The 6873-nt window shown below is 56.3% G+C and carries 9 protein-coding genes; 7 read left to right on the plus strand and 2 right to left on the minus strand.

Annotated elements, in window-relative coordinates:
* Nucleotides 1-101 precede the first annotated feature (101 nt).
* Nucleotides 102-620 (minus strand): outer membrane protein OmpX, encoded by a 519-nt coding sequence (gene ompX / locus HMPREF3138_RS01535; RefSeq protein WP_038880485.1) that lies wholly within the window; start codon nt 618-620, stop codon nt 102-104.
* A gap of 399 nt (nt 621-1019) precedes the next feature.
* Between ompX and rhtA the strand changes: the two genes are divergently transcribed.
* Nucleotides 1020-1907, plus strand: a complete 888-nt coding sequence (gene rhtA / locus HMPREF3138_RS01540) for a threonine/homoserine exporter RhtA (RefSeq protein WP_038880488.1) — start codon at nt 1020-1022, stop codon at nt 1905-1907.
* Between the two features lie 131 nt (nt 1908-2038).
* Nucleotides 2039-2506 (plus strand): N-acetylneuraminate anomerase, encoded by a 468-nt coding sequence (gene nanQ / locus HMPREF3138_RS01545; protein ID WP_038880490.1) that lies wholly within the window; start codon nt 2039-2041, stop codon nt 2504-2506.
* Here nanQ and HMPREF3138_RS01550 read toward each other — a convergent pair.
* Complete coding sequence (locus HMPREF3138_RS01550) at nt 2488-3033, minus strand: AAA family ATPase (RefSeq protein WP_038880492.1); 546 nt, start codon at nt 3031-3033, stop codon at nt 2488-2490. The two genes, nanQ and HMPREF3138_RS01550, sit on opposite strands and share 19 nt — an antisense overlap.
* A 368-nt stretch (nt 3034-3401) precedes the next feature.
* On the opposite strand from HMPREF3138_RS01550, the gene dps reads away from it, so the two are divergent.
* The 5 genes from dps to glnQ all read left to right on the plus strand — a co-directional run.
* Entirely contained in the window at nt 3402-3905 is a 504-nt protein-coding gene (gene dps / locus HMPREF3138_RS01555; protein ID WP_004939215.1) for a DNA starvation/stationary phase protection protein Dps, read from the plus strand.
* Nucleotides 3906-4044: 139 nt separating this feature from the next.
* A complete protein-coding gene (locus HMPREF3138_RS01560) occupies nt 4045-4311 on the plus strand; it encodes a DksA/TraR family C4-type zinc finger protein (protein ID WP_038880495.1) in 267 nt (88 codons plus the stop codon).
* Nucleotides 4312-4649: 338 nt separating this feature from the next.
* Nucleotides 4650-5393 carry a glutamine ABC transporter substrate-binding protein GlnH gene (gene glnH, locus HMPREF3138_RS01570; protein ID WP_038880498.1) on the plus strand — a complete coding sequence of 248 codons (744 nt, stop codon included), beginning with the start codon at nt 4650-4652 and terminating at the stop codon, nt 5391-5393.
* Between the two features lie 103 nt (nt 5394-5496).
* On the plus strand, nt 5497-6156 hold the full coding sequence (gene glnP / locus HMPREF3138_RS01575; RefSeq protein ID WP_019454487.1) for a glutamine ABC transporter permease GlnP: 660 nt from the start codon (nt 5497-5499) through the stop codon (nt 6154-6156).
* Nucleotides 6153-6873, plus strand: a 721-nt coding sequence (gene glnQ / locus HMPREF3138_RS01580; protein WP_070558761.1) for a glutamine ABC transporter ATP-binding protein GlnQ, incomplete at its 3' end; no start/stop codon positions are given. The genes glnP and glnQ, both read left to right, overlap by 4 nt.

A 6873-nucleotide genomic window follows, 5' to 3' on the forward strand; every position in this document is an offset into this window, starting at 1 on the left:
CCGGTAAAGCGCGATGAACCAAAAAAAATCCGCCCGGAGGCGGATTTTTTATCGGTGCGGCAAAATCTGCCGCAGGTTCATGCCCTCAGGCATGAACACACTTAGAAGCGGTAGCCTACGCCAACGTTCCAGGTGCCAACGTCAACGCTACGAATGCGGTTCTGCTCGTAACCGACATCCAGGGCAACGTTCTCGATTGGGTTGAACTGCAGACCGGCACCGTAGGTGAAGCCGTAGTCAGCGGTGTCGTGACGAGAAGTACCGTTCTGAGCGTTGGTAGTGAATTTACCGTAACCCAGACCAACCAGACCGTAGATGCTCGCCCAGTCATTGATGCGGTATGCTGGACCGGCAGAGATAGAGTTGTACTGAGCTTTGTTGTAGAAACCGCCCTGAGAACCGTCCTTTTCCAGGTGGGTAAAGGAACCGATTACGCCCAGTGGGTTGTTGTCGAACTCGTAACGGTATTTCAGGTTGAAACCGTCGGCTTTGTTAGCAACGCCTTGGAAATCACCCTGCGCATAGCCAGCGGATACGGTGCTCTGACCAGCGAATGCGGTACCTGCGCTAACTGCTAATACGCAAGCTGCTACTGCGGAAAGACATGCAATTTTTTTCATAACCACCTCAAACGCGTTTTATTATTAAGTACATCCATTTGTTCATGCTTTGAAAATATAACAAAAATTAGCGTGAAACTCTGCCTTGAAATGAGTGTCTAATGCTTTATATCGTGTAACAGAAGATTTCAAGAACAGTGTATCTTCTTCTTTTCGCTCTATTTTCGGCCGTATTCTACGGCTTTCTGTGACAAAAATCACCTATTTAATATCCAGATAATTCTTAATAAAAAGCGCACTTTTTGACCAAATCCGCCACATCTCATCCGAGGTTCGGCGGATTTCACCGCGATGCGCGCTTTTCTCAGACAGATTTTCGCATTTCATTTACACTGCTCGCATCCCCGTTTCGACCGTTTTCTCAAGGCTGAGGAACGGCGCATAAAAGGCCCGTTAAGGATGTCGTTACCTACTTCCGGCAGAGCGCCCTCCGCGCTGCTGCCTATCTGTCTGTTAATCATCGCCATGGTGTCTATCCAGAGCGGTGCCTCGTTGGCCAAAAGCCTGTTCCCGATCGTGGGTGCGGAAGGCATCACCACGCTGCGCCTTTTCATCGGCACCCTGATTTTGTTCATCATCTTCCGCCCGTGGCGCATGCGCCTCGCCGCCGGCAGCCGCTTGCCACTGCTGATTTACGGCCTGTCGCTCGGCGCGATGAACTACCTGTTCTACCTGTCGCTGCGCACCGTGCCGCTCGGCATCGCCGTGGCGCTGGAGTTTACCGGCCCGCTGGCGGTGGCCATGTTCTCCTCGCGGCGGCCCATCGACTTCCTCTGGGTGGCATTGGCGATTGCCGGGCTGTGGTTCCTGCTGCCGCTCGGCCACGGCGTGGGGGGGATCGATCCGTTCGGTGCCGCCTGCGCGCTCGGCGCCGGCGCCTGCTGGGCGGTCTATATCATCTTCGGCCAGAAGGCCGGCGGCGATCACGGCCCCGGCACGGTGGCGCTCGGTTCGCTGATCGCCGCGCTGGTGTTCTGCCCGATCGGCGCCTGGCAAACCGGCAGCGTGCTGTTCAACCTCGATATTCTGCCGGTGGCGCTGGCGGTGGCGATCCTCTCCACCGCGCTGCCTTATTCGCTGGAGATCATCGCGCTGCCCAAAATCCCGGCGCGCACCTTCGGCACCTTAATGAGCCTGGAACCGGCAATGGCGGCGCTGTCCGGCATGCTGTTCCTCGGCGAACACCTGAGCGGCGTGCAATGGCTGGCGCTGGCGGCCATCATCGCCGCGTCTATGGGCTCCGCCCTGACCATTCGCCCCAAACCGCGCCTCGAAAGCCTTTCCTGATCGCTAACCCGCCTGCCGACCGCAACGCCGGAATGCAGGCGGGTTAACTGTTTTCCTCGTGACAAGTCGGCATACTTCCCCTTAGCCTGTACCGCAGGCACTTTGGACTTTCGCTCACATGGAGAATAACAGTGATTCACAACAGCCTGTTCAACCCACGCTTCGGCCGCGGACTCGCGCCGGCGCTGGTTTCAACCCTGACCGAGTTGCGTCGATGCGACCTGCCCGAACTGGCCCCGGGCCATCACCCGATCGACGGCGACAACATCTTTATGGATGTCATGACGCTGACCACTACGCCTGCGGCGCAGAAGCGCGCCGAGATGCATCAGGAGTACATCGCGCTCCATCTGCTGATCAGCGGTGAAGAGCGCATCGAATACGGTCTGGCGGGCGACGGGCATCGCGAGCAGCCCCACGCAGAAAATAGCGACCTTCTGCTGCTGGAAATCAAACGCCACCCGCAAACGCTGCACATGACGCACGGCATGTTCGCGATCTTTTTCCAAATGGAGCCGCACAAAACCGGCTGCCTGTGGCAGCGGCCGCAGCACATCAAGAAAGCGGTGGTGAGGATCCATCACCGCCTGCTGCTGTGACCCTGCGGCAACGCCCGTAAAAAATCGGCGGCCTGACGGGGAGAACGCAAGCGTATGAAGCAGCGCCCGGCGCCGGCCATTTCCGCCAGGTATTTTCGCCGATTTTTGGCGTAGGTGCGGACCGTCCACAGTACGATCGACTCGCGGCTGAAGAAAGAACGGCGAAAACTTTCCCGGTTGCCGGTGCCCGGCCACAGCTCACGTTTGCTGGCCGCGCGTCGGCACGCGCGGCGTACGGCTTGCCACAGCGTGCGCCCGAAACCGTAGTCCAGCCACAGGATATAGTCGACCTCGCGCCACTTGATCGGCTGCGTGCGGCTGTAGTTGCCGTCCAGCACCCAGCCTTCGCCCGCTTCGGCCAGCGCCTGCTCAAGCCGCGCCAGGAATGCATCATCGGGCGTTCCCTGCCACTCGGGCCGCCAATAGAGCCTGTCCATCTCGATATAGGGCACGTCAAGCCGTTCTGCCAGTTGACGCGCCAAGGTGCTTTTACCGCTGCCGCTGGTGCCGACGACGTTAATTTTCATCACTCGCCACTCATAGAGAGGAGATAATCTCCCTACTGTAACTGCATCAATTACGGCTATCAATCTGAATAGGTTTGAAATTAACACCGCGATAACAAAGTGGATATTCTTCTGGGGCCGGCATGCTCAATGAAAATAAAATAACAGGGATAAACCGTCACTACGGTAAATAATAAACCTGCAACAAAAAATAAAAAAAACCAATAAAAATCAATTTCATTAATCAAAAACAAAAGCCACATTAAAATATTGCCATTAGGCTAATCCTATTTGTGCAATAGCCATTTTCGTACGGCAAAAATAAATACCCCTGCTATAATTAATCCCGTAACGAAATAGGACAACGACTAATCAAGAGGATATCTGATATGAGTACCGCTAAACTGGTGAAAACGAAATCTTCTGATCTGCTGTATACCCGTAACGATCTGGACGAAAAAGTCAAACTGGCCGCCATCAAGGCGCTGAACCATCAGGTCGTGCAATTTATCGATCTTTCGCTGATCACCAAACAAGCGCACTGGAACATGCGCGGCGCGAACTTCATCGCGGTCCATGAAATGCTGGACGGCTTCCGCACCGCCATCATCGAGCATCAGGACACCTTCGCCGAGCGCGTGGTGCAGTTGGGCGGCGTCGCACTGGGCACCGTACAGGTGGTCAACGATCGCACGCCGCTGAAAAGCTATCCGACCAATATCCACAGCGTGCAGGAGCACCTGAAAGCGCTGGCCGATCGCTACGGCGCGGTAGCGAATGACATCCGCAAGGCGATTACCGAAGTGGAAGACGAAGACACCGCCGACATGTTCACCGCCGCCTCGCGCGATCTGGACAAGTTCCTGTGGTTCATCGAATCCAATATCGAATAACGCGAAAGCGTTGCAGAGCGCCCGTCGTTCCGGGCAGAACAGGCTGGGCTTTGCCCGGCCTGTTTTCTTTTGCGCGACCGTTGCATTGTACAAAAAACGGCCCATATTAACGGTAAGGTTCCCTTGTCAGGAGGTAATGATGGCCAGCGGCTGGGCGGCGGACGGCGCCGTACAAGATCAGATTGATTCCACCGTCGACGATGCGGTGCAGCGCGCGCGTGAAGCGCTCGGGCACGGCGAGAGCGAACGCTATTGCCAGGAATGCGGAGAGGCGATCCCCGAGGCGCGCCGCAAGGCGTTAACGGGCGTGCGTTTTTGCCTCGCCTGCCAGACCGAACAAGACAAAAAACACGCGGCCGCCAGCCTGTACAACCGGCGCGGCAGCAAAGACAGCCAGTTGCGCTAGCATTATCTGCTCCCCCTTTTGCGCCCTCGCGGCCCCGCTTGCACCGTCAGTGCATCATGAAAGTTAGAGTTAGTTATCAATATTGAAGCAAAAACGTTAAAGAACGGTTGTTTCACAGCCAAAATTTGGTTAATGATAGCCCCGTGCACCAAGATAATTCTTACGCACCATTTTGGTGCCTCACCTTGGTGCACAACCATAACAATTCGCCTTTCCGGCACAACATCACGCACTAACTCTTTGTTTTTATAGTAGTTGAAAACATGGCACGATTTTTTCATGGCACCAACTGCAATATAAAAAATGGGTAATCCGCAACCTGTACAGGAATTCCTCTCATGAAGTCGATTTTTAAAGTCTCCCTGGCCGCACTCTCTCTGGCCTTTGCCGTAAGTTCCCACGCAGCAGACAAACTGGTGGTCGCCACCGACACCGCTTTCGTTCCTTTTGAGTTCAAACAAGGCGACAAATACGTCGGCTTCGACATCGACCTGTGGGCCGCCGTCGCCAAAGAGCTGAAGCTGGACTACACCCTGAAACCGATGGACTTCGGCGGCATCATTCCGGCGCTGCAGACCAAAAACGTCGATCTGGCGCTGGCCGGCATCACCATCACCGATGAGCGCAAAAAAGCCATCGACTTCTCCGACGGCTACTACAAGAGCGGCCTGCTGGTGATGGTCAACGCCGACAACAACAGCGTGAAAAGCATCGACGATCTGAACGGCAAAGTGGTGGCGGTGAAGAGCGGCACCGGCTCGGTGGATTACGCCAAGCAGCACATCAAAACCAAGGATCTGCGCCAGTTCCCTAACATCGACAACGCCTACATGGAACTGGGCACCAAGCGCGCCGATGCGGTGCTGCACGACACGCCAAACATCCTATACTTCATTAAGACGGCCGGCGCCGGCAAGTTCAAAACCGTAGGCGATTCGCTGGAAGCACAGCAGTATGGCATCGCCTTCCCTAAAGGCAGCGACGAGCTGCGCGAGAAGGTGAACGGCGCGCTGAAAACCCTGCGCGCGAACGGCACCTATAACGAGATCTACAAGAAGTGGTTCGGCACCGAACCTAAGTAAGCTGTGAATTTGGCAAGCTGTTAACTTAAGCACAGGGGGTCGCTTAACCCCCTGCGCTTCGTTGTATCTGATACCCACGTTTGGGATCACCGGGAGAAATATCATGCAGTTCGACTGGAGCGCCATCTGGCCCGCCATTCCTATCTTGTTAGAGGGCGCCAAAATGACCCTGTGGATTTCGGTCCTCGGTCTGATTGGCGGCCTGATCATCGGCCTCGTCGCCGGCTTTGCCCGCACCTACGGCGGTTGGATCGCCAACCACATCGCGTTGGTGTTTATCGAAGTAATTCGCGGCACGCCGATCGTGGTACAGGTGATGTTCATCTACTTCGCCCTGCCGATGGCATTTAGCGACTTGCGCATCGATCCGTTCACCGCGGCGGTGGTGACCATCATGATCAACTCCGGCGCCTACATCGCGGAAATCACCCGCGGCGCGGTGCTGTCGATTCATAACGGTTTCCGCGAGGCCGGCCTGGCGCTCGGCCTGTCGCGCCGCGAAACCATCCGCTACGTCATTATGCCGCTGGCGCTGCGCCGCATGCTGCCGCCGCTGGGCAACCAGTGGATCATCAGCATCAAAGACACCTCGCTGTTCATCGTGATCGGCGTGGCGGAGCTGACCCGTCAGGGTCAGGAAATTATTGCCGGTAACTTCCGCGCGCTGGAAATCTGGAGCGCCGTGGCGGTTATCTATCTGATTATTACCCTGGTGCTGAGCTTCGTGCTGCGTCGTCTGGAAAGAAGGATGAAAATCCTGTGATTGAATTTAAAAACGTCTCCAAGCATTTTGGCCAAACCCAGGTGCTGCACAACATCGATTTGAAGATCGACAAAGGCGAAGTGGTGGTGATCATCGGGCCGTCGGGCTCGGGCAAATCCACCCTGCTGCGCTGCATCAACAAGCTGGAGGAAGTCACCAGCGGCGATCTGATCGTCGACGGCCTGAAAGCCAACGATCCGAAAGTGGACGATCGGTTGATCCGCCAGGAAGCCGGCATGGTGTTCCAGCAGTTCTACCTGTTCCCGCACCTGACGGCGCTGGAAAACGTCGCCTTTGGCCCGATCCGCGTGCGCGGCGCGAAGAAGTCCGATGCGGAAAAGCTGGCGCGCGAGCTGCTGGCCAAGGTCGGTCTGGCGGAGCGTGCCCACCACTACCCGTCCGAACTGTCGGGCGGCCAGCAGCAGCGCGTGGCGATTGCGCGCGCGCTGGCGGTGAAGCCGAAAATGATGCTGTTCGACGAGCCGACCTCCGCGCTCGATCCGGAGCTGCGCCATGAAGTGCTGAAGGTCATGCAGGATCTGGCCGAAGAAGGCATGACGATGGTCATCGTCACCCACGAAGTCGGCTTTGCCGAAAAAGTGGCGTCGCGCCTGATCTTTATCGATAAGGGCCGGATTGCCGAAGACGGCAACCCGCACGATCTGATCAACCATCCGCCAAGCCCGCGTCTGCTAAGGAATGGTAAGAATTTTGTTA

The sequence above is a fragment of the Serratia sp. HMSC15F11 genome (genome assembly GCF_001808215.1).
Classification (GTDB): domain Bacteria; phylum Pseudomonadota; class Gammaproteobacteria; order Enterobacterales; family Enterobacteriaceae; genus Serratia; species Serratia nevei.

Coding starts and splice junctions, on each gene's coding strand:
- dps (WP_004939215.1), top strand. CDS start 3,402: ATGAGTACCGCTAAACTGGTGAAAACGAAATCTTCTGATCTGCTGTAT.
- glnP (WP_019454487.1), top strand. CDS start 5,497: ATGCAGTTCGACTGGAGCGCCATCTGGCCCGCCATTCCTATCTTGTTA.
- glnH (WP_038880498.1), top strand. CDS start 4,650: ATGAAGTCGATTTTTAAAGTCTCCCTGGCCGCACTCTCTCTGGCCTTT.
- rhtA (WP_038880488.1), top strand. CDS start 1,020: ATGTCGTTACCTACTTCCGGCAGAGCGCCCTCCGCGCTGCTGCCTATC.
- ompX (WP_038880485.1), bottom strand. CDS start 620: ATGAAAAAAATTGCATGTCTTTCCGCAGTAGCAGCTTGCGTATTAGCA.
- HMPREF3138_RS01550 (WP_038880492.1), bottom strand. CDS start 3,033: ATGAAAATTAACGTCGTCGGCACCAGCGGCAGCGGTAAAAGCACCTTG.
- HMPREF3138_RS01560 (WP_038880495.1), top strand. CDS start 4,045: ATGGCCAGCGGCTGGGCGGCGGACGGCGCCGTACAAGATCAGATTGAT.